Source organism: Marinobacter sp. LV10R510-11A, assembly GCF_900215155.1.
Taxonomy (GTDB): domain Bacteria; phylum Pseudomonadota; class Gammaproteobacteria; order Pseudomonadales; family Oleiphilaceae; genus Marinobacter.
Window position 1 is genome coordinate 3,389,089 of record NZ_LT907980.1, and the last position, 21,844, is coordinate 3,410,932.

Genomic DNA, 21,844 nt, shown 5'->3' on the forward strand with positions numbered 1-21,844 from the left:
GTCCTCAGGCGGTGACCCGTTTTTTCCGGCCTTTAAGCAGGCAGGATTTTTCGATGGTGTTGACCAGTTCCCGGGCCAGCTGTTCCGGCGTACCACAAAAGCTGGCACAGCCTGTGGCAGCTACAGAGTCCGGCATCGAGCTGTTGCCACAGCTGGTGCTTTCCTGAACCCATATCCGACTACCATAGGCTTTGAGCAAAGGTGCTGCAATTACACCGTCGTTGCCCATTCCCGAAAACAGAACGGCGTGGCAGTGAGCGCCGTAATGATCAGCCGTATTTAGCAACACCTGGTCAATAGACGGGCCGTAGGGCCCTGGCCAGGCAGTATCTTTTTCGGTAAGCACACCGGTGCTGTCAAACGTCCATTCGTGTTCAACCGGCATCAGTACCACATCGCCATTTTTCACCCTGTAATTTTCTTCCGCATGCAGCAGTTTGTAATGCGCATGGCGGCCAAGTACCCGGGTGAGCACCTCGGAAAAATTGCCATCGATGTGCTGAGCGTATATGAAGCCCACAGGAAGGCCGGGCGGTAGGCTATCGAGAAACGCTTTCACTGCGGCCGGGCCGCCTAAAGAGGCACACAGTACCCAAATCTCCTCTGCAACAGACCCAGGTGCTGCGGGTGTCAGCCACTGCGGAAGCTCTCGTGATGCTGGGTTTTCCGGAACCTGCACCTCAAGTTCTTCGATACTGGCTCTGGTGTCCAGCTGCGCAAGCTCTCCCAGCTGTTGTTCCAGCTTGCCCAGTAGCCTTCGCTCCCAGCGGAAATATTCGGCACTGCCAGATCCAGGAGCCTGGTCTAGGCCAAATAGAACCGGAGCCTCGGTGTTTTCCAGAAGATAATCGAACAGAGCAGGGTGATCCGCTTCGTCCTCCAGAGTGACAAGCCAGAGCCCAGCATCCGGAAACTCAGGGTAATCCTGAAGCCTTTCAGGATCGCCGGAAAAGCAGACTTCTAGGCCGAATTTGGCGGCTGCTGCCTGCAGGCGATGTCTCTGCAGAACAATATCCGACACAATTCCGACTTGGGCCCGACCGTTAGGGTCGGTCATCACTGCTTACCGATCAGCCGTTTGATGGTCTTCAGCAAATCTGTCTCCTGGAACGGTTTGCCGAGGTATTCGTTAACACCGATCGCCAGTGCCCTCTCACGGTGTTTCTCACCTGTCCGCGACGTAATCATGCAGATAGGCATATCGCGCAGGTTGTCGTCGTGCCTCACAAAGCTGGCGACTTCAAAGCCGTCCATACGCGGCATCTCGATATCCAGCAACATGATGTCCGGCTGGTGATCCTGCAGCTGCGCAACCGCGTCTAGGCCATCTTTTGCGGTGATAACCTCCATACCATTGCGCTCCAGCAAGCGGGAGGTGACCTTTCGCACAGTTACCGAATCGTCTACTACCATCACCACGGTAGCGCGCTCTTCGTGGCGGGCAGATTCCCGTGCCTTTTCCATATCTTCCAAGCGTTGGCGCTCAGACAATATGTCGGAACGGATCATCGCCGGCAGGTCGAGAATCACCACCACATTACCATCACCGAGAATGGTGGCACCGGATACGCCGCGAACGGTACTGAACTGCGGGCCAAGGGATTTAACAACAATTTCCCGGCTACCCATCAGGTTGTCTACTTGCAGAGCCATAGGCTGCTCGGCGCCGCGAACCAGAATTACCGGCAACGGCAGCGCCTGGCCCTGAAGCTTGGGATGGTGATCACTGTTCAACAGGCTACCCAGATACTGCAGGCGATATTCTTGGCCCGCGTATTCGTACATGGGAGCGTCTGGTTTGTAGTATTCCTCAAGCTCATAGGTGCTCACCCGAACAATACCCTCGATAGTATTTAGCGGGATAGCGTAAAAATCTTCGCCTGTGGATACCATCAATGCGCGGTTTACCGAAACGGTAAATGGCAATCGCACCGTAAATGCCGTGCCGCGGCCAAGCTGCGATTCGATATCTAAGCTACCGCCGAGCTGTTTGATCTCGCTGGCGACCACATCCATGCCCACACCACGCCCAGAAATCTGGGTAACCTGCTGCGCGGTGGAGAATCCTGGCTGCAGGATAAATTGCAGAATTTCCCGGTCAGAGAGGTCTTCATCCTCCTGTAGCAAGCCCTGACGAATAGCTTTGTCTCGGATAACCGCAGAAGGAATGCCGGCGCCGTCGTCGATCATGCGCAGAACCACATCGCCGCCTTCGCGGGCCAGCGACAGAGTAATCTCGCCGGCTTCCGCCTTTCCGTTCTTCCGGCGATCAGCCGGGCTTTCGATGCCGTGGTCGATGGCGTTACGCAACATGTGTTCCAGCGGCGCAATCATGCGCTCTAGGATGGTGCGATCCATTTCGCCTTCGGCATTGCGTACATCAAATTCAACTTTCTTACCCAGCTCGCCGCCGATCTGGCGAACAATCCGGCGCAGGCGCGGCACCATGGAGGCAAACGGGATCATCCGGGTCTTCATCAGACCTTCTTGGAGTTCCGTATTGATGCGGGACTGCTGAACCAACAGGGTTTCGGTATCCCGAACCCGGTCAGACAGGGTTTCACGCAGATCCGCCAAGTCTGAAGATGATTCGGTCAGAGCTCGCGACAATTGCTGAATGGACGAGTACCGATCCATTTCCAGTGGGTCAAAGTCGTCGCCGTAGTCTGGGCCGTGCTCTTTTTCCGCACTGAACAGAATCTGCGTTTCGGTTTCGATGTCCATTCGGCGCAGCTGTTCGCGTAGGCGCTCAATAGTTGCAGCCATTTCATCCAGAGTATGGCCAAAGTCGCTGCTTTGCTGCTCCAGCCGGCCACGGGTAATACTGGTTTCACCCGCTAGGTTGACCAAATCATCCAACAAATTAGCGGATACTCGAATGTTTTCCTGAGCAGCAGCCTTGGTGTGGGCCTTTGCCGGTGCTTTGGCCCGGGCAGGCTTGGGCGCGGGTTTAGCGGGTGCGTCCGGTTGTACCGGATCTGCCATCGCGGGTACCGGCTCGCTCGCGGGCTCAACGGTGGCTGTGTCAGAATTGGAGCGTTCGCGTATGTCTGCAACCAGAGCAATGATGCCGTCGTGGTCTTCGGTAATGGCCTGCCACTGGCTGTCAGTAGGCGCGTTGCCACCCAAGTCGATCAAGCGAGTTTCAAAGGTATGAGCTCTATCCCCCAGTAGGGTTAGCTGCGATAAGCGGGCTCCGCCTTTGAGCGTATGCAGTGCGCGTTGTGCTTCTTGGTTGAAGTGTTTGTTGGCCGGATCTTTACGCAAGTCGCCAAGGAGCTGCTCCAGCTGATCCATGATTTCGCCGGCTTCTTCCAGGAATATCTCCAGAATCTCCGGATCGACTGAGTCCTGATCTGCGGTTGCGGTTGCGGTTGCTTCCGCTGACAACTCCCTGTTGTCGACATCAGGATTCTGCGCGCTGTTAAACGCTGCAAGAAGCTCGGGGTCGGCAACCAGTTCATTACCCTGTGCTAGCTCGCCGAGCATAGACTTCAGATCGCCAAGACCGCGACCACTGAGTGTCAGTAAAAGCTTCTGGTTCCCGGGGTTAAATAACAGCGTATCCAGTGCACCTGACCAGGCTTCAGCGAGTTCTGCAATGGGGTCAACGTCGGACAGCCTTGCGCCACCTTTTAGGGTGTGCAGTTCCTGTTGCAGCTGATTAACACCGTCTGTCGCCTTCGGATCTTCGCGCCACTGGTCGATACACTCGCTGATGGCGTCGTGGATCTCGTGACCCTCATCCAGGAAGATGCTCGTAAGCTCGTCGTCGTTGGCCTCCGCCGTCATGGTTTCTGCAAGCGGATCAGGGTGTTCGCTCGTCGCAGGCTCGGCCACTTTAGGCAAAGGTTCGCCACGGAGAATGGCCGCAACCTTATCCACCAGATCGCTCGCGGGTGGGCAGGGTTTCTGGCTAGCAACCTGATCAACCATCTGCGCCAACCGGTCGTGACAAGCAAACAGCAGGTCGTTCATTGCTCCGCTAGCTTCAAGCTGGCCTTCCGCCACTTTTTCGAACAAGTCTTCCAGAACGTGAGTTAGGTCCCCAATAGAGCCGACCCCTGCCATGCCCGCGCCACCCTTCAGAGTGTGAACGTCCCGCTGCAATTCTGCGGCGACACCGCGGTTAGACGGATCCTCACTCCAGGTGTGCAGCGCACTACCTGTTGAGTTGATCAGGTCGTAGGCTTCCTCAAGAAAAATGCCGGTGAGTTCCGGATCCAAGTGCGAAAGGTAGCTTGAGTGCTCGCTTTCGTCGGGCTCTTCGGTTTCCTCAAGTTCGGCCAAGGGCAGTGTATCGTCATCGGATACGGCGCCTTGCAACTCGTCGGGTGCCGTCACATCCGTGACCGCCCGCGAGCTGTTTGTGTTGTCCATGTAAGCGCAGATTTCGCTGATCAGGTCCGGTGCCGGGCGTGGAAGCTCCTTGGCTCCCAAGTTGTCTACCATGCCTGCCAGTCGGTCATGGCAGCGGAACAGAAGGTCTGATAGCTCTTCGTTGACGGATAAGCGCTGTTCGGTAAGCCCTTCAAACAGGTTCTCAAGTTCATGGGCCAGATCGCCCACCGCCGGGATGTCGGCGAGGCGTGCACCGCCTTTCAGAGTATGTAAATCCCGTTGGAGCAGGTGCAGGATATCCAGATTTCCGGTGGCTTCGCTCCAGCTCTGTAGGGCTTCGGCCGTGCTGTCGATGAGATCGCGAGCTTCGTCGAGGAAAATTTCCGCAAGCTCTTCATCCATCTCGCTGTCGGTGGTTTCAGCGCCAGAGTCCGCAGGGGCCTGTTCTGCCTCTGGCGACTCCAACTCGTCCATGTCAAAGCTGAGGTCAATCTCTTCCAGGTCTTCGGTGAACTCGTGATCGAAGGCGCTCGTAGCTTCGGTTGCTAGCCCGGAAATAGACTGGGTAAGTGCTTCAAGCTGGGAAACCAACTCATCGCCGGACTCAGTAGCCAACCCAGCAGCCACCTGATCCATCATGTTGATCAGGTGTTCATGGGCGTTGCGCACGGTTGAGAATAGCGGGTCGTCCGGTGCTTCGTTTTGGGTGATGACGGCAGCGTGCACTTCCTGCAATGCTTCGGACAAAGCGGCTACATCAGGCAGCCCTGCGTCAGATGCTGCGTCGGTAAGCTGTGCTAGTCCCGCGGTGAGGCGATGTAGCGATGCTTGGTCTTGCGGGTTTTCTGCCCACTGCGTAAGGATAAGGTCAGCATCTAGGACAACGTCTAGGCCTTCATTTAAGAACAGCTGTACGAGCTGCGATGGTGCTGGCTGCCCACCGTTTCGGCTAGTGTCTTCGCTATAGGTGCGCAGCCTATCATTGGAAATATGCTCTAGCTTTTCTAGAAATGCTTCCGTGCCGGGCAGCGAGGTCTGGGGCTCTTGACGTATCTGTGCCAGCCCCTGTACCAGGAAGTCGCAGGCGGTTTCAACCAACGACAGCACGTCGCGGTCAGCGCGCAAATTCTGGGCGCGGGACTCCTTGATGAAGCGTTCCAGTGGCGCGATGACGGCTGCTATCGGGCTGATTCCCGCCGTGTGAGCACTGCCCTTGAGTGTATGCAGAGCCCGGGACAGGTTGTCGGTATAGGAGACGCTGACTTTGTCGCCAGCCGACGCCAGAAACTCTTGAAGCGTCTGCAGATGGGTTTCCGTTTCGCTCTCAAAGATATCCAGTAACACCGGATCAACGCTGCCCTCGTCCGCACCGTACTCGGTTTCAGACGGCTGCATTGCGTCGGCGCCGGAAACGTCATCGGCTCCGCTTGCCGGCATTGTGCTGGTGTCTGGGATTTCGCCGTTTGCTAGGGTTTTGGCCCGGGCTTCGAGGCTGGAAGGATCGGCTGAAGGCAGCTGGTGATGTTCAAAATCGCTTACCAGAGCCGGAAGAATACCGGTTGCCTCATCCAGCAGGTCGACAATGTCGTCATTTATAAAAATGCTGCCGTCAATCACACGGTTCAACATGTTCTCGACGGACCAAGCCAGTTCACCCACAATTAGCGCACCGACCATGCGACCGCTGCCTTTGAGGGTGTGGAATGCGCGGCGTATTTCAGAAAGGGCGCTGCGGTCATCGTGCTGGCGTAGCAGCATGGGCAGGTATTCCCGGATGGTGTCCAGGACCTCGCCGGCTTCCTCGATAAAGATCTCGAGGATTTCATCGTCAATCAGGTCGTCATTATGACCGCTGTCGACCTCTGTTCTGGCGCTGGTACGTCGTCAGTCGGCGTATCGAGTGCCGCATCCGCTGAGGCTTCCGGAGCAACGGCGTGCGCACTGTCGCTGCGACGGGTGGTAGCCATTGCTTCCGCGCGTTCGATCAGCTCGGCTACGTCGCCGGTGGTGTGACCATCACGGAATTCTTGAATCAGCGAGGGAATACGTGCGTTGACGTCATCGATCAGAGAGAACAGATCGTCGTTTGGTTTGAGGCTCTGGTCGATCACTCCGTTGAGCAGGCTTTCCACAGACCAAGCCAGTTCGCTAAGGCTGGTGGCGCCAACCAGACGGCCGCTGCCTTTGAGGGTGTGGAACGCACGGCGAACTTCAGTCAGTGCCGGACGATCGTCGTGGCTCTGGCGCAAGCGTGGGTAGAATTCATGAATGGTTTGCAGAACTTCTTCGGCTTCTTCCACAAAGATGCCAAGAATCTCGTCGTCTAACAGCCCCTCATCTGATGCTTTGGTTTCGGGCTCTTGCGCCGGTGCAAGCTCATCCGTGTCCACCGGTTCTATCACCGGAACACCATCGTCTTTTAGTTCAGTGCCCCAAGTGGGTTCCTGACCTACCGGGAAGCCAAGACTGGCGAGGCTTTCTTCGGCGATTCGTAGGATATCTTCGTTATCACTAATGCCTTCAGCCAGGCGCTCCAGATAGTACTCAATACTGGTGATTGCGTCGGCGAGGGTGTCGAGCTGTATCCAATCGGGTACGTGCTTGTCACTGAGCAGAACATCCGAAATATAGCGTTCTGCTGAGTCCAGCATGCTGGCTACGCGATCCAGTGGCACTAGGCTTAGGCCGCCGCGGATACTGTGGAGTAAACCCGGCACATGCTCAATTTCACGAGTGTCCCATTGGGAAGCAATGAAGTTGATAACAGCAGACTTCACTTGCTCCAACGTGTTGCGGGATTCCCGTAGCAGGGCACTGCTGGCATCTCCAAGCTCGCGGGAACCCTGATTAAGAGGCAGATTGTCGCCGCTGTTTTCAGAGCGATCCCGCGATCGATCGCTGTCTAGGCCGGCAAGACTGGCTTCCACGTAAAGAAGAGCCCCGGCGATGTCCATCAGGGTGCCGTCGTCGACCAGTTCGCTCTGTGTGCTGAGCTTTTCAACCAGCTCAATTTGTTCGGTAATGATTTTCCGTGGAATTCCCAAGCTTAGTACGGCAAGGGTGTTGCCCACTTGCACCATACCGGGGAGAAGATCTTCAAGTTCATTGTTCTGTCGCAGCTCTGAACGAACAAACAGGTCCAGCTGGTCTTTCAGCTTGGCGAGTTCTTCGTTGAGCGCATTAACAACGGAATGAATAGCTTCGCGGCCCGGGCCGGAAACTCGGTTTCGGGCGGCATCCACATCGTCTTCAGAGGGGAGAGCTTCCTCGAGTTGATAGCGGCTGCGTAGTTCCCGAACTCTTTCGGAATCCAGATCCCGTGCTCGGGCAATGTAGTAGAGCAGGTGTTTCAAAAGCGCATCGGGTACTGGCTGCGCGAGAATATCAGCGTGCTCGTCGGTCAGGCGGCGGATTTCGCTGTCGAGTTCCCGAAGCAAGGACTTTACTGCTGAGTTGACCGGGTTGGCCTTTGCCTGGAGCGTTTCCACGAAGGCAGCTGCGGCTTTCCAGAGCTCTCCACGGGGGGTTTTCTGGCAAAGGCGAGTGAGCCGGTGAATCACTTTTTGCAGGTAAACAAACTGGGCGTCGAGGTCTTCTTCGCGAACGATGCCGGCGAGGGCAAACTGGTACATTTGGCGAAGCTTTCGAATATGACCAAGTACTTTGGGGTCCTGCAGCCGCTGGGAAGCGTTGCCTGCAACCTGCATGCGAGACGGGCTCAGGTCCGGTTTGAACAGGGAGGTGTCTGAAAGCAGGGAATCGCCCCGTGCGGCCCGAAGATCGTTCAGTAGAGGCAGCAGCACCATGGGAAAATCATCCTGGCTGCTGGCCAAGTGTTCCAGATACTGAGGAAGCTGCAAGATGGCCTGCATCAGGACATTAACGGCGTCGTCGACGCTGACAACGCTGTCGTTCAACACTGCCTGGGTGAGCTTTTCCATCTCTTCGGTCAGCAAAGCTGCACCGTATAGCTCAACCATCTGCAGGGTGCCATGCACCTGATGGAGATAATTCAGGCAGAAGCGCAGGCGTGCAGTGTCGTCACGATTTTCGACATACGCCTCAAGCGCATGCTGACTCTGAGTCAGCGTGTCCTGTATCTCGCCCCGAACCCAGTCGAGGGCGATGCTGTCATGGTTATTGCCCATAACCTCTCCGGTTATTCTTCGTCAGTCTGGCGCTTTATCCACGCCAGTACGTGTTCCGAGGGTACCTTTTGCAGGCCTGGGGGCTGCCAGTCGGTCAGCTCTCCCTGGCCCAGAACCAGTAATCCCCCGGGCGCCAGCCGCTCTGCAAGTCGCCTGACAATGTCCCGTCTGCGCCAGCGACGGAAATAAATCAGCAAATTCTGGCAGAAGATAATATTCATCCCGTGCATGGGTGCTTTATCCAGATCCAGAACATTTAGTCTGGTAAAGCAGACCCGTTCCCGGATGCTATCTACAATTTCTACGGTGTTCCGCTCGGCCGGGCGGAAGTACCGGGTTTTCATGTGATCTTCCATGCCCAGCAGTTTGCGGGCACTGAACTGGCCAATCCGGGCCTTCTCGATCACTGGCTTACTGATATCCGAGCCCGTTACGCCATACAAAGGTTTCAGGGCCAGCTGGCTCATACACTCGTTCAGCACCATGGCTAGCGTGTAGGGCTCCTCGCCGGTGGAGCATCCGACGCTCCAGGCTTCAATAGGCCGCTTTCGGAACTGCTCTCTTGGCCGCGTGAGAACATAGTCGGCGACCAAGCGAAATGCGTCAGGATCCCGGAAAAAGCGGGTTTCCTGCACGGTCAGCCGATCAACCAGTGTTGACCATTCCCGTATGGCATCCGGCCCCGAGACAATCGTTTCGTAGTAGGCTTGATAACTGCTGCAGCCTATTTCTCGCATCCGGATAGCCAGATTGGTCTCCAGAAACGAGCGGCGCTCTGCAGGCAGTGTCATGCCTGTACGGTGTTCTAGTAATGCCTGCCACTGGCAGAACTGCGCCTCGTCCATGTCAGGAAGGCGGCGCAGAAACCAGGTGCTTTCGGCAGTTGACGGGTTGTTATGAAGTTCAGACATAAGCCGCCATTAGCCTCGGGCTGTGTCTCAGCCCACCACCGGAACGTTGCTGTTTTCCTCTTCTTCGTGATCTGCCAAATCCTCTTCAGGCAGCGTGAAGCCGGCAACGGAGGACCGCAGCTCGGAGGCCATATCTGCCAAGTTCCCGATGGACTTCGCGGTTGCGTTGGTACCGGACGATGTCTGGGAAGTGATTTCTTGGATAACGTTCATCGTATTGGAAATGTGTGCGGCAGAAGACGACTGCTGGCGTGCGGCGTTGGAGATATTCTGAATCAGCTCCGCCAGGCTCATGGATACGTTCTCGATTTCCTCGAGGGCGATACCCGCGTCTTGTGCCAAACGTGCACCACGTACCACCTCGGCGGTGGTGTGTTCCATGGAGATAACGGCTTCGTTAGTATCAGACTGGATCGTTTTAACCAGTGCTTCAATCTGCTTGGTTGCCGCAGAGGAACGTTCCGCCAAACGCTGAACTTCGTCCGCAACGACCGCAAAGCCCCGGCCTGCGTCACCGGCCATAGAGGCCTGGATTGCAGCGTTCAAGGACAGAATGTTGGTTTGGTCGGCGATGTCGTTGATCAGAGATACGATGTCACCGATCTCCTGGGATGACTCACCCAGACGCTTGATCCGTTTTGATGTTTCCTGGATCTGCTCACGGATGTTGTCCATGCCGCGGATGGTGTTCTGTACCACTTCTGCGCCTTTCTTGGCGATCGCAACCGAGCGCTCCGCAACCGCAGAAGATTCCGCAGCGTTGGAGGATACTTGGTCAATCGACACGGCCATTTCGTTAACCGCTGCTGAGGCGCCAGCAATTTCCTGGGCCTGGTGCTCGGAAGCATCTGCCAAATGCATAGCTGTAGACTGGGTTTCCTGGGCCGCTGAGGCCACACGTACCGCGGTACCACGAATCGCCTGTACCAGCCCGCGCATTTGGTCGATCGCGTAGTTGATAGAGTCGGCGATGGCACCGGTGAAGTCCTCGGTTACCGTGGCTTCGGTGGTCAAGTCACCGTCAGCTAGGTCAGCCAGTTCGTCCAGCAGTCGCAGGATCGCGTTCTGGTTCTGCTCATTCTGTTCCTGAGTAGTTGCCAAGCGCGCCTGGGCTTCCCGGTATAGAGCAAGGCCGATAAACACAACCATGGCAACCATGGCGGCCAGCATAATAAAGGCCAGTGTCGGGCTGATAAGTCGCGAGCCGCTTTGGGCACGGAAGCTTTCAGCGAGAACAGACAGTTCCGAAAGAAGAACTTCGGAATTCTGGAAGATGTCGCTTGCCGCGGTACGTACCTTGAAGAGGTCGGGAGAGGCTTCAAGAATCGCGTCTACGTTCTGGGAGACGAACTCGAACAGCTCATCTACTGCTTCAAGACCGTAAATGGCATCTTCGTCGTTAACTTTGGAGATACCCATAGCTGGGGTACCGTTAAGCTGGCCTTCAAGCACTCGGCCAAACAGGCTGGCGTCGCGGCCAAACCGGTCAGCGGCAATAACGGCATCTTCGTCACCGGAAAGTACGTTGTTCACAGAGCGCACAATACGCTCTGCAAGCAGGGACTGACGCTGTGCCAGTGCAACCTGTTCCGCCGGCGCGTCGTTATCCAGCAGGATTTGTACGATATCGTCGTATTCAACCTGAAGCTGAGGGATGGTTTCGTTCAGGGTGCGCGCTACTTCGTGCAGGCCAAGCACAGCATCGCGCGTGGACAGAATGCTGTCTGCGTTCTCGCGCACCGTGTTCCAGTGCTGCTGAACGCCGCTCTCGCGGGCTAATTCACTGGGGGGCAGGCCGGTTTCCGGGTTGCCTTCGGTTACGTTGGCCCAGAGCTGCTGGAATTCATCGCGGGAGCGGCGTAGCTGGTTAAATGCGTCGGCGGTGCCACCGGCGGCTTCAGTCGCGTTTTTCGCAATTTCCTGCGACAGCACCCTGAGCTCTGCGGCGTTGGCGATGTATTCCTGGTCGTTCTGGCTGTCCCTGTTGACGATAAACAGGACTACAACGAGCAGAACGGTGAGTGCGATCAGTGAGGTAATCAGGCCGGCAACAAGCTTGTTACCTCCCTGTCCCATGCTGATTCTTCCAGCTCTGTTTTTCATTTTCTGGCTCCCGGCCTCTTCAAGATTTTGGCAAGTTGTTTTAATCAGGTTTCGGGCAGTCAGGGTGTTTTCCTGCCACGGTCGTCACCCTACCACTGTGCGACGTCGAGAAAGCGTTCGTCTTCGAGCAGATCGACGGCGGAAAACACTTTCCAGACTTCTTCATTTCGTTCATAGCCGCCTGCAACAAACGGCTGAACGTTTTCAGGCACACCAGCCGGTGCTGCCTGGAAACTGTCGGTTGCAAAGTACTGCATGCCTAGCACGGTATCGACGACCAGACCACTGAATACATCGCCCTGCTCAATAACGAGAACCCGCCGTTCCCGCTGGCTGCGGGATGAGCGGGGAATGTCAAAGAAGCCGGCAAGGTCTACCAGGGGAAGGAGGCGGCCGCGTACGTTGGCGGCACCCATCAGAAATGGCCGTACTCCCGGAATGTGCGTAAACCGGGGAACGTGCAGTATTTCAGTGACCTCACCCATGGGAGCCACATAGCGCTCACCTGCAAGAACAAAACCGATACCGTTCCATAGTTCCACGGTTTCTTGTTGTTCCGGCAGGCCCGCAGCCATGGAGCGGCTGCGCTGGGCGATATCCGTCAGAACGGCAAAAGGGGCTGCCTGGGCGGACATGCTTACTCCACGGTTGGGGATCAGGCAATCAGACTGTTGATTGTTTTGATCAGGTCGTCTTCGTTAACCGGCTTCACCAGGTACCCTTTGGCGCCTTGGCGAGTGCCCCATACGCGGTCGGTTTCCTGATCTTTGGTCGTGACAATGATCACGGGAATAGAAGCTGTTTCCGGTGCCCGGGTCAGCTGGCGGGTTGCCTGAAAGCCGTTTAGGCCAGGCATAACCACATCCATGAGCACCAGGTCTGGGGTTTCGGCACGGGCCATGGCAACACCATCGGCGCCATTGTCGGCGGTAAGCACCTCGTGTTTGTGCTTTTCCAGAATGGTGGAGATTTTCTTAACCTCGGTAGGAGAGTCGTCAACAATCAGAATGCGAGCCATTGGTTCCTCGATGGTTCTATAGTGTCAGCAGGGTTACTGTGGCGTCACGGGTATATAGTGACGAATCGTATTGAGCAGCTCATCCTTGCTGAACGGTTTGGTCAAGTATTGATCCGAGCCGACGATACGGCCCTTGGCCTTATCGAACAGCCCGTCCTTGCTTGACAGCATGATGACCGGCGTCTTCTTGAAAGAGGAATTATTCTTTATGAGCGCACAGGTCTGATAGCCGTCCAAGCGGGGCATCATTATGTCCACAAAAATGATGTCCGGCTGTGAGTCGGCAATTTTGGCCAGAGCGTCAAAACCGTCCGTTGCGGTAATAACCTCACAGCCAACCTTTTTTAGTAGGGTTTCTGCGGTGCGACGGATGGTTTTACTGTCGTCGATCACCATGATCTTCAAGTTCTCGAAGTTTTCATCCATTGTCCAGGTGCCTTGCGCTCAGCGACTGTCATTGTTTTCAAACGAGGGTTTTAGCATAAACCTTAAGGTTCTTCTATAAACCCCGCTCATTTATAGATTATCGATGGCCTGATAAAAAGTATTACTTTGTGACTAAATGTACTTTTGCTTGAAACATCACGTAATTGACCAAGGATTTCTCCGGATGCAATCAAGCCTCGGGTACAATACCATCTGATTTCTTAGCATAGCACTTATTGTCCGGTTCACTCTGCAGACCGGTTCGTGTTTTTACCCCTCAGGCGTTCAAGAGGCACTATGACAGTTCGACTCGGGATCGTGATGGATCCGATTGAGGATATCCATTTCAAAAAAGACAGTTCATTGGTGATGTTGCTGGCGGCGCAAAATCGCGGCTGGGAAATCGAGTACATGGAGCTGTCAGACCTGTATATGGATGGTGGCAAGGCCATGGCGCACACGCGCAGCCTTACGGTGCGTATGGATCCCGAGAATTGGTACAGCTATGGCGCGGCCAGGGATCGTGCACTGGGCGATCTCGACGTGATTCTAATGCGTAAAGATCCGCCGGTAGACCGCGAGTTCTTAATTGCTACCTATATTCTCGAATCAGCTGAACAGCAGGGTGCCCTGGTGGTTAACCCGGCCGCAACCCTGCGTGACTGTAACGAAAAGCTGTTCGCCACCCAGTTTGAGGATCTTACACCGCCGTTGCTGGTTAGTCGGTCGGCGAAGCGTTTTCGCGATTTCTACGCTGAACACGGCGACGTTATCATGAAGCCGGTGGACGGTATGGGCGGCCACTCCATCTTCCGCATCAAAGAAAACGACTTCAATTTGGGCGTAATTATTGAAACTCTGACTAACTATGGCGCGCATCAGGCCATGGCCCAGAAGTTTATTCCACAAATCAGCAATGGCGACAAGCGCATTCTGATGATTGAGGGCGAGGCCGTACCCTACGCCCTTGCCCGAATCCCTTCACAAGGCGAGAATCGTGGCAATTTGGCGGCCGGCGGCCGGGGAGAGGGCCGAGAGCTTACCGACCGTGATCGTGAGATATGCGCTCGTGTAGCGCCGGTCATCAAAGAAAAAGGCCTGATGTTTGTGGGCTTGGATGTTATTGGTGACTATTTGACCGAAATTAACGTGACCAGCCCAACCTGTATTCGGGAGCTGGATAACGCCTTCGGAACCGACATCTCTGGTCTTTTGATGGACGCTGTCGCGAAGCGGCTAGGCCGGGGCTGACGGGGAGGATTATGGGCCAGGTAAGCGATTTCGACAGGTTTTCCTTCACGCTATTCATGGCGTTGGTGGTGCATGCGGTTGTGGTGCTGGGAATCACCTTTGCTCCCGAGTTGCCGCGCTCTTCTGCCCAGACCATGGAAATCACCCTGTCGCAATTTGATGACGAGCCGGCGCCTGAGAAGGCAGACTTTTTGGCCCAGACCAGCCAGCAGGGCAGTGGCACCGAGGAAGAACCTCTCGAGATGACCACGCCACAGCCCTCCGAAATAAGCCAGCCGGAAGTGGCCCAGGTACAGCCTGAACCACGAGCGCAAACCGAGCCGGTTCGCCGTCAGAGACAGGCGGTTGTGCAGACACAAAGCCAGTCAAGCCGGCAGGTTCAGCAACCAGAGCAGCACACTAAGCCGGAAGAAGAGCCTTTGCCGGTAAAAGAAAAGAAAAGCCTGTTGGAGCGCAGCCTAGAGATCGCCAGCCTTGAGGCGCGCTTTGATGCCCAGCAGCAGGCTTACGCACGGAAACCCCGGGTGATGCGGGTAACCGCTGCCTCCACTTTGAAGTCGACCAATGCCTGGTATGTACAGAACTGGGTCAGTAAGGTGACGCGGGTTGGCAATATCAATTACCCCACCGAGGCCCGCCGAACAGGCATGTATGGCACCCTGCGAATGCTGGTATCCCTGCAGAAAGATGGCACAATAAAAGAAGTGGCTATTCTGCACTCATCCGGAAGCACGTTGCTTGATGACGCAGCGATTCGTATCGTGAGAATGGCCGCACCATTTGCACCCTTTCCGGATGAGATGCGCAAAGACGTGGACGAGCTAGAAATCATACGTACCTGGTCCTTCCAGCAACGGGGGCTGACATCCGGATGACCGCATCGAAGCATTCTCCTCATAGCCTGAGGCATCATTTTCTGGTGGCTTCGCCTTATCTGGCGGATCCCCGATTTCACGGTGCTGTTATTTACCTCTGCGAACACACCGACGATGGCGCGCTAGGCTTGATGATCAACCAGCCTCTGGATATTCACCTGGGGGAAGTTCTGGAACAGCTTGACCTCCAAGGTGGAGAACTCGATTTGCCTGTGTTCAGCGGCGGCCCAGTCGAGCAGGAGCGTGGGTTTGTTCTGCATTCCCTGGGTGCTGACTGGCAGAATACGGCTAAGGTCGCCGACGACGTTATGCTGACTACCTCCCGTGACATCCTCGCCGGTATTGGCCGCAACGAGGGCCCGAAAGAGTTTTTGATGGCTCTGGGATACTCAGGCTGGGGCGAGGGGCAGCTAGAAGATGAGCTGGGGAGCAACGCTTGGCTGACCTGCCCGGCAACCACCGACATTCTTTTTAGGACACCTTGGGCTGATCGCTACAAGGCTGTCCTCACGCTGATCGGAATCGATCTTAACCAGCTCAGTGAAACGGTGGGGCATGCCTGAAATCGGCCGTCGTAGTGTTATGGCATTCGATTTCGGCTTGCGTCGTATTGGCGTGGCTACCGGGCAGGAAATGCTTGGTACGGGCCAGCCCCGGGCCATGATTCTCGCCGAGAACGGAACGCCGGACTGGGGGCAACTCGAAAAGCTGTTGGCAGAATGGCAGCCGGATCTGGTGTTGGTAGGCCTACCCCTGAATATGGACGACAGTGAAAACGACATGTGTGGCCGTGCCCGAAAATTTGGCAAGCGCCTGCATGGTCGCTTTCATGTTCCGGTAGAAATGGTGGATGAGCGCCTGACAAGTTACGAAGCCAAGGGCCAAGTTATGGCTGCTGGTGGCAGTCGGGATTATGGTCGCCACGGAGTGGATGATCTTGCGGCAGTGCTGATACTGGAAACCTGGTGTCGGCTGCAAACAGAATAAAAAGCGAGGATGTAATGAGTGCATTGCTTGATGTAGGCCAGCTGATGGATGAGCTGGAAAACGGGCTGCGCCGGCTGATTACAGAGCGCGGTATCGAATCACCGGTGGTGATCGGCATCCGTACCGGTGGAGTCTGGGTAGCGGATATCCTTGGTAAGCGCCTTGGCATCGAAGAGCCGTTTGGTGAGCTGGATATCTCTTTTTACCGGGACGACTTCAGCCGGATAGGCTTGAACCCAAAGGTTACGCCCTCAAGCCTGCCTTTTGATACCGAAGGCCGGGATATCATTTTGGTTGACGACGTCATCATGAGTGGCCGAACCATACGTGCTGCGATGAATGAACTGTTCGATTATGGCCGTCCAGCTAGTATTATACTCGCCACCCTGATCGATTTGGGCGCACGCGAGTTGCCTATTCAGCCCGATGTGGCAGGGCAATCACTGGCGTTGGAGGCACGGCAGCGCGTGAAGCTTCGTGGCCCTGATCCTCTGCGGATCGAAATCCAGGAAGCCAAACAGTAAACTCCCGAACCTGATAGCAGGCAAACCATGACCGCGAACGCAGCTTCTCCCAGCCATTTGCAGCTAACCCGGGACGGCCAATTGCGGCATTTTCTGACTCTGGATGGCCTTAGCAAGGGGCTGCTGACCGATATTCTCGATACCGCAGATTCCTTTATCGAAGTGGGTGAGCGGACCATCAAAAAAGTACCCCTGCTGAGGGGCCGCACGGTGGTTAACCTATTCTTTGAGCCTAGCACCCGCACCCGCAGTACGTTTGAGCTTGCCGCCAAACGGCTTTCTGCAGACGTGCTCAACCTAGATATCAACACCTCCGCCGCCTCCAAGGGCGAATCTCTGTCAGACACCCTTCTGAATCTCGAGGCCATGGCCAGCGATATGTTTGTGGTGCGCCATGCTCAAAGCGGCGCGCCGCACTTTATCGCTGAGAGCGTGACCCCCGGGGTCGCCATTATCAATGCCGGTGATGGCCGCCACGCCCACCCCACTCAGGCCATGCTAGACATGTTGACCATTCGCCAACACAAAGGCGGATTTGAAGGCCTGAAAGTAGCCATAGTGGGCGATATCTTGCACTCACGGGTCGCTCGTTCCCAAATTCGCGCCTTGAACGAGCTGGGCGCCGAACAGATACGGGTTATTGCCCCCGGCACCCTCTTGCCGAACGATGTGGAAAGCCTCGGTTGCGCCGTGGAATACGATATGGCCAAAGGCATGAAAGATTTGGATGTCGTTATTATGCTGCGCCTGCAAAAAGAGCGCATGGAAGGCGCTCTGCTGCCAAGCGAGCGTGAATTTTACCGGCTATACGGGTTGAGCCAAGAGAAGCTGGCACTTGCGCATCCAGAATGCATTGTCATGCACCCAGGCCCGATTAACCGCGGGGTAGAAATCGAATCCGCCGTGGCGGATGGCCCGCAATCGGTCATCCTGAACCAGGTAACCAATGGTATTGCCATCCGCATGGCGGTGATGTCCATGGCTATGGGTGGTCAGGTGGCAGAGCGCCAGCAAAAACTGAGTGAACTGAACGAGAGAGGCCTGGCATGAGCGGTAATGAGCAATCCTCCCGCGCCAGCCTGAAAATTACTGGCGGCCGACTGCTGGACGGCCATCGTGGTGAAACGCCGAACCGTGCGCTACTGATCCGTAACGGGCGCATTGCCGCCATAGGCGAAGCCGCTGAAAAAGCCGATGCCGACCAAACGTTTGATGCGAAAAGCTGCGTGATTACCCCGGGGTTTGTGGATCTGTACTGCAACTTGCGGGAGCCGGGCAATGGGCAAAAGGGCAACATCGCCTCCGAATCCCGAGCCGCAGCCCGAGGCGGTTTCACGACCGTATGCGTGCCCCCCGAAACGTCCCCGGTTAATGACTCCCGAGCTGTCACCCATCTCATTCGGGATGGAGCGGCGGCAAGCTCACTCATCCGAGTGTTGCCCGTGGGCGCGCTGACCCGTGGTTTGGACGGGGACATGCTCAGTGATATGGCGAGCCTTACTGCCGCCGGCTGTATTGCTGTAGGCAACGGCTCCCGTGTTGTGCGCAGTGCCCGAGTACTTCGGCGCTGCATGGCATACGCCCAGACGTTCGGCCTGACTGTCATGTTGCGTCCGGAAAACCAGTCTCTGGCGGCGGATGGTTACGCTCATGACGGCTTGGTGACGGCTCGTCTTGGTCTGCTGGGTATTCCAGAGGTGGCAGAAACCGCATCCGTCATGGAAATGCTATTGCTGGCGGAAGAAACCGGCGTACGGCTGCACCTGAGCCAGCTTTCCTGTGGCCGCAGTGTTGAAATGATTGCAGATGCGCGCCGCCGGGGTATTGCCGTGACTGCCGATGTAGCCATGCACCAACTTGTCTTTACCGAAAGTGCGCTGTCGGGCTTTGACAGCCGTTTTCACCTGCGCCCGCCGCTGCGTTCGGAGGCGGACCGTAAGGCGTTGGTTGCTGGCGTGCGTGACGGAGTGATTGATGCCATCGTAAGCCAGCACCTGCCCCACGAAAGCGCGGCCAAACAGGCGCCTCTACCAGACACTGAGCCCGGCCTTTCCAGCATAGAAAGCGTGCTCTCGCTGGGTCTTGAGCTTGTGCAGAGGGGTGAGTTAACGCTTGCTGAGCTGGTTCGCGGGCTTACGTCGGCCCCGGCATCGGTGATCGGCCGGCCCGCCTTGATTGGTCAGGATGATATCGCCGATCTTTGCGTGTTTGATCCTGAGTCGCACTGGACGCCAAGCAGCCAGTCCCTGATGTCGGCGGGTCATCATGCGCCGATGCTGGGTCGACCTTTACCTGGTGTGGTGCAGCTTACCCTGGTAGAAGGGAGGGAGGCTTGGGCTAGCGGCTAAAGCCAAACGATCTGCAAAAAAATGCGACATAGGCAGGCAAGCCTTTGTCGACACCGTCACATAATCCCGAATGTTGCTTAAAAACGCTTGAAAAAGGGCGCCTGTGACAACGTATTCTTGCGGCTTCTGCCATAAGGTTAGCGCAACAATACGCGGCCCACCAGATAACATGACAACTCGGTGGCCAGACAATAAAAAAATCAGGAGTCATCCCGTGAAATCAGTAATCTTCCCGCAATGGGTGGCCTTGGCTGCCGCGCTGTGCGCCAGTCTTGCTCTGCCTTCACTGGGACAGGCCCAGACAAACGCCGAAGCCAGTGGCGAACTTTTGGAGCGACGCTTCTGCGTGTTTGATCCGGTCGGGGCCAACGGGCCGCTGTTTGCGATCACGAAAACATTTCAGCCCGTTGCGCTTAAAAGTGGCATCAAGCTTAATCTCAGCGCCTACACCGATGAAAAAGTCGCCGCCGAAGACTTCAAGGCAGGCCAGTGCGACGCCGTGCTGCTTACCGGTACTCGTGCCCGCGAATTCAACAAGTTCACCGGTAGCCTGGAAGCCATGGGTGCCGTCCCAGGTGAAGAAGAAATGCGCCTGCTTTATAACACCCTCAGCCAGCCCAAGGCCCGCCCATTGCTGACAGACGGTCCTTATGAAGTGGCTGGTGTATTCCCGGGTGGCGCAATTTACCTGCATACTCGTGACCGCAGCATCGATTCGGTTGCGAAGCTTCAGGGCAAACGCATTGCAACACTGGATTACGACCAGGCATCTGTTCGTATGGTTCGCCACGTGGGCGCATCGGTAGTCGGCTCCAATTCCGCAAATTTTGCCGGTAAGTTTAACAACGGGAGTGTGGATCTCGCCTATGCCCCGGCCGTTGCCTATGCCCCTCTGGAACTCTACAAGGGCGTTGAGCCTAATGGCGCAGTGGTTAAATATGCGCTCGGGTATATGAATTTCCAGGTTATTATCCATCGTGACCGTTTCCCGGAATCCGCCGGCCAGATGGTGCGTGATGAATCCATAAAGCGCCTTGACGAAGCCTACGAAATCATCGCTCAGGCCGAAGCCGAGATACCGGAAAACGTGTGGATGAACCTGCCGCAGGAAGATACGGCCGAGTACGACAAGATGCTGCGTAAAGTGCGCCTTTCATTGCTCGAAGACGGGGTGTATGACGAACGAGCGATCAAGCTTATGAAGGCTATTCGTTGCCGTGTAGATGCAGCCCGCTCCGAGTGTGCTTCCTGATAAGTTGGCTAACATTGAAAGAGACCCGCCCGTGAGAACGGGCGGGTCTCTTCAGGTTTAGCGGATCGCGTCTTTGAGAGCTTTGCCTGCTTTGAAACCGACAGTCTTGGTCGCTGGAATGCGGATGGATGCGCCGGTTTGAGGGTTTCTGCCATCCCGTGCTTCGCGGGTAAGGCCAGTGCGTTCGGCGATAGCTGCGGTGAGTTCAGGTTTGCGCATCGGATATTCCTTTTTGTTTTTGTCCATCGAAGCCACAGCCAGGCTGGCGTGTGGTTGTCTAAACCTATAGTGGTTTGCGGCACTTTGTGCAAACTCCGGCTTGGTGAAAACTGTGTACATAGGCGTCATTTGCGGTGACTGTCTCAAAACGCATGGGCACTGTAGGCCATAATGCCGCTCTGGTTACAGTCTGTAACAGGCTGGCAAGGGCAGGGCGCAGAAATTGAGGCCCATCGTAAAGAACATAAGCGCGATGGCTGCGCAATCAGAACAACAATATAAACGCTTATTAGAAGGTGCAGAAACTATGATGCATTCCGGAACTTTATTGCCAGGGTATTCCTCCCAGAACGATCTCCGCCAGCACTCTGCCAATAGTGGGTTTATGCGTTCGGTCGTTCGGTTCAGGGGAGTCTTTGTTGCACTGGCCCTTGGCACGTTTTTGTCCGGCTGTGGCGTAATCAATCACATGATCTACAAAACCACCGGTGATGTGATGCAGGGTTTTTCCCGTGAACACACCATACCCTACTTGATGAAAAGTGGTGATCTGGCTATGGGTTGCGCCATGAGTGAGGCGACAGCGCCGCTGCTTATGTCCTTTGGCCGAGTTACCAACGAGCCGGATCAGCTAGCTGTAATGCTCTACCTTTCAGCCGGCGGGTGTGCCGAAGAGGCAGGCCGTGAGCACGAGCTGGCGGCCTTGGCAGCCTTGTATGAAGGAAAAGGCAACGCGGCTGAAGACGCCATGATTCGCCAGAAGCGCGCCTACGCGTTGGCATCAAAGCGTTATCTGAAATCTTGGCAGCATCATAATGCTTTTTACGGTGAGCCTGGTACAGGTGAGTGCCCGGACTTTGACGAAGACATGGATGAGTTCATTTACCTTGCCGGTCTGCTTTCAGGTTTGCAGGCTCTTAACACAGAGATCCAGTCGACCTCGTCCATCGGTGTTCCCAAGAACGTGGGCTCTGTTGTGGCTCGAGCGTCAAGCTGCCTAGACAATGACAATTGGTGGGGCGTGCCTATGGCGCTTAAAGCGACAGTATGGTCTATGATGCCCGGCGCGCTGCCGGAAGGTGAAGACGCCTTTGAGCGGCTGGCCACCGCCGATCGCCAGGGCGAGGAGGCGGGTGTTCGCCTTAGCCATGTTTTCCACGCAATTGCCGCCACCAACAAAGGTGATGAGGCAAAGGTGAAAGCGGTGATCCGTAAGCACGCAGAGTCGCTTGATGCTCGCTCCGCGAATGAAGATTGGGCTTTTGTGGACGCCATGGCGACCAATATGATCGTCGCAATCTCCGATCGCCTGTGGGTAGAGAATACCGGCCATCGCACACCGTTGGGCCAGCTTGGCACCTTCTGGGATGACCAGCAGAAAGAAGTTGAGACCATGGACCTGGATGGTCTGCTGTAATCCGTCAACGTTCCAGAGTGTATA

General features: G+C 55.9%; 16 protein-coding genes and 1 pseudogene. 9 read left to right on the top strand and 8 right to left on the bottom strand.

What is annotated here, in order from left to right; translation table 11 throughout:
* Positions 1–4: 4 nt before the first annotated feature.
* From CPH80_RS16390 to pilG, 7 genes and pseudogenes are all read right to left on the bottom strand, one after another.
* Entirely contained in the window at positions 5–1,057 is a 1,053-nt protein-coding gene (locus tag CPH80_RS16390) for a chemotaxis protein CheB (RefSeq protein WP_096279469.1), read from the bottom strand.
* Positions 1,057–8,489, bottom strand: a pseudogene (locus tag CPH80_RS16395) (Hpt domain-containing protein). The gene CPH80_RS16390 and the pseudogene CPH80_RS16395 overlap by 1 nt, the downstream one beginning before the upstream one ends.
* Positions 8,490–8,500: 11 nt before the next feature.
* Complete coding sequence (locus CPH80_RS16400; protein WP_096279471.1) at positions 8,501–9,400, bottom strand: CheR family methyltransferase; 900 nt, start codon at positions 9,398–9,400, stop codon at positions 8,501–8,503.
* A 27-nt stretch (positions 9,401–9,427) separates the two neighbouring features.
* Positions 9,428–11,503 carry a methyl-accepting chemotaxis protein gene (locus CPH80_RS16405; RefSeq protein WP_172898613.1) on the bottom strand — a complete coding sequence of 692 codons (2,076 nt, stop codon included), beginning with the start codon at positions 11,501–11,503 and terminating at the stop codon, positions 9,428–9,430.
* Positions 11,504–11,592: 89 nt separating this feature from the next.
* Positions 11,593–12,138, bottom strand: a complete 546-nt coding sequence (locus tag CPH80_RS16410) for a chemotaxis protein CheW (RefSeq protein WP_096279473.1) — start codon at positions 12,136–12,138, stop codon at positions 11,593–11,595.
* A 20-nt stretch (positions 12,139–12,158) separates the two neighbouring features.
* Positions 12,159–12,521 carry a twitching motility response regulator PilH gene (gene pilH / locus CPH80_RS16415; RefSeq protein WP_096279475.1) on the bottom strand — a complete coding sequence of 121 codons (363 nt, stop codon included), beginning with the start codon at positions 12,519–12,521 and terminating at the stop codon, positions 12,159–12,161.
* Positions 12,522–12,554: 33 nt separating this feature from the next.
* Positions 12,555–12,947 carry a twitching motility response regulator PilG gene (gene pilG / locus CPH80_RS16420; RefSeq protein WP_096279476.1) on the bottom strand — a complete coding sequence of 131 codons (393 nt, stop codon included), beginning with the start codon at positions 12,945–12,947 and terminating at the stop codon, positions 12,555–12,557.
* Between the two features lie 297 nt (positions 12,948–13,244).
* Here pilG and gshB point away from each other — a divergent pair, with 297 nt between their 5' ends.
* The 8 genes from gshB (at position 13,245) to CPH80_RS16460 (ending at position 20,184) form a co-directional block, all read left to right on the top strand.
* Positions 13,245–14,198 (top strand): glutathione synthase, encoded by a 954-nt coding sequence (gene gshB / locus CPH80_RS16425; protein ID WP_096279478.1) that lies wholly within the window; start codon positions 13,245–13,247, stop codon positions 14,196–14,198.
* Positions 14,199–14,206: 8 nt separating this feature from the next.
* Entirely contained in the window at positions 14,207–15,073 is an 867-nt protein-coding gene (locus tag CPH80_RS16430; RefSeq protein ID WP_096279480.1) for an energy transducer TonB, read from the top strand.
* Positions 15,070–15,636: a YqgE/AlgH family protein gene (locus CPH80_RS16435; protein WP_166671419.1), complete on the top strand. Its 567-nt coding sequence runs from the start codon at positions 15,070–15,072 to the stop codon at positions 15,634–15,636. The genes CPH80_RS16430 and CPH80_RS16435 overlap by 4 nt, the downstream gene beginning before the upstream one ends.
* Positions 15,629–16,060, top strand: a complete 432-nt coding sequence (gene ruvX, locus CPH80_RS16440; protein ID WP_096279482.1) for a Holliday junction resolvase RuvX — start codon at positions 15,629–15,631, stop codon at positions 16,058–16,060. Before CPH80_RS16435 ends, ruvX begins: the two co-directional genes overlap by 8 nt.
* A gap of 14 nt (positions 16,061–16,074) precedes the next feature.
* Positions 16,075–16,584 (top strand): bifunctional pyr operon transcriptional regulator/uracil phosphoribosyltransferase PyrR, encoded by a 510-nt coding sequence (gene pyrR, locus CPH80_RS16445; protein WP_096279484.1) that lies wholly within the window; start codon positions 16,075–16,077, stop codon positions 16,582–16,584.
* A gap of 27 nt (positions 16,585–16,611) precedes the next feature.
* On the top strand, positions 16,612–17,634 hold the full coding sequence (locus CPH80_RS16450) for an aspartate carbamoyltransferase catalytic subunit (RefSeq protein ID WP_096279485.1): 1,023 nt from the start codon (positions 16,612–16,614) through the stop codon (positions 17,632–17,634).
* The gene (locus tag CPH80_RS16455; protein WP_096279487.1) at positions 17,631–18,932 is read left to right on the top strand and encodes a dihydroorotase; all 1,302 of its coding nucleotides are present in this window, start codon (positions 17,631–17,633) and stop codon (positions 18,930–18,932) included. The genes CPH80_RS16450 and CPH80_RS16455 overlap by 4 nt, the downstream gene beginning before the upstream one ends.
* A 214-nt stretch (positions 18,933–19,146) precedes the next feature.
* On the top strand, positions 19,147–20,184 hold the full coding sequence (locus CPH80_RS16460; RefSeq protein WP_096279489.1) for a putative solute-binding protein: 1,038 nt from the start codon (positions 19,147–19,149) through the stop codon (positions 20,182–20,184).
* A gap of 57 nt (positions 20,185–20,241) precedes the next feature.
* On the opposite strand, the gene CPH80_RS16465 is transcribed toward CPH80_RS16460, so the two are convergent.
* On the bottom strand, positions 20,242–20,403 hold the full coding sequence (locus CPH80_RS16465) for an HU family DNA-binding protein (protein ID WP_096281712.1): 162 nt from the start codon (positions 20,401–20,403) through the stop codon (positions 20,242–20,244).
* Positions 20,404–20,710: 307 nt separating this feature from the next.
* Here CPH80_RS16465 and CPH80_RS16470 point away from each other — a divergent pair, with 307 nt between their 5' ends.
* Complete coding sequence (locus tag CPH80_RS16470; protein ID WP_227520221.1) at positions 20,711–21,820, top strand: hypothetical protein; 1,110 nt, start codon at positions 20,711–20,713, stop codon at positions 21,818–21,820.
* Positions 21,821–21,844 lie beyond the last annotated feature (24 nt).

Excerpts from the sequence above, each read along its gene's own strand:
- CPH80_RS16390 (WP_096279469.1), bottom strand. The coding sequence starts at position 1,057 with ATGACCGACCCTAACGGTCGGGCCCAAGTCGGAATTGTGTCGGATATT.
- CPH80_RS16400 (WP_096279471.1), bottom strand. The coding sequence starts at position 9,400 with ATGTCTGAACTTCATAACAACCCGTCAACTGCCGAAAGCACCTGGTTT.
- CPH80_RS16405 (WP_172898613.1), bottom strand. The coding sequence starts at position 11,503 with ATGAAAAACAGAGCTGGAAGAATCAGCATGGGACAGGGAGGTAACAAG.
- CPH80_RS16410 (WP_096279473.1), bottom strand. The coding sequence starts at position 12,138 with ATGTCCGCCCAGGCAGCCCCTTTTGCCGTTCTGACGGATATCGCCCAG.
- pilH (WP_096279475.1), bottom strand. The coding sequence starts at position 12,521 with ATGGCTCGCATTCTGATTGTTGACGACTCTCCTACCGAGGTTAAGAAA.
- pilG (WP_096279476.1), bottom strand. The coding sequence starts at position 12,947 with ATGGATGAAAACTTCGAGAACTTGAAGATCATGGTGATCGACGACAGT.
- gshB (WP_096279478.1), top strand. The coding sequence starts at position 13,245 with ATGACAGTTCGACTCGGGATCGTGATGGATCCGATTGAGGATATCCAT.
- CPH80_RS16435 (WP_166671419.1), top strand. The coding sequence starts at position 15,070 with ATGACCGCATCGAAGCATTCTCCTCATAGCCTGAGGCATCATTTTCTG.
- ruvX (WP_096279482.1), top strand. The coding sequence starts at position 15,629 with ATGCCTGAAATCGGCCGTCGTAGTGTTATGGCATTCGATTTCGGCTTG.
- pyrR (WP_096279484.1), top strand. The coding sequence starts at position 16,075 with ATGAGTGCATTGCTTGATGTAGGCCAGCTGATGGATGAGCTGGAAAAC.
- CPH80_RS16450 (WP_096279485.1), top strand. The coding sequence starts at position 16,612 with ATGACCGCGAACGCAGCTTCTCCCAGCCATTTGCAGCTAACCCGGGAC.
- CPH80_RS16455 (WP_096279487.1), top strand. The coding sequence starts at position 17,631 with ATGAGCGGTAATGAGCAATCCTCCCGCGCCAGCCTGAAAATTACTGGC.
- CPH80_RS16465 (WP_096281712.1), bottom strand. The coding sequence starts at position 20,403 with ATGCGCAAACCTGAACTCACCGCAGCTATCGCCGAACGCACTGGCCTT.
- CPH80_RS16470 (WP_227520221.1), top strand. The coding sequence starts at position 20,711 with ATGATGCATTCCGGAACTTTATTGCCAGGGTATTCCTCCCAGAACGAT.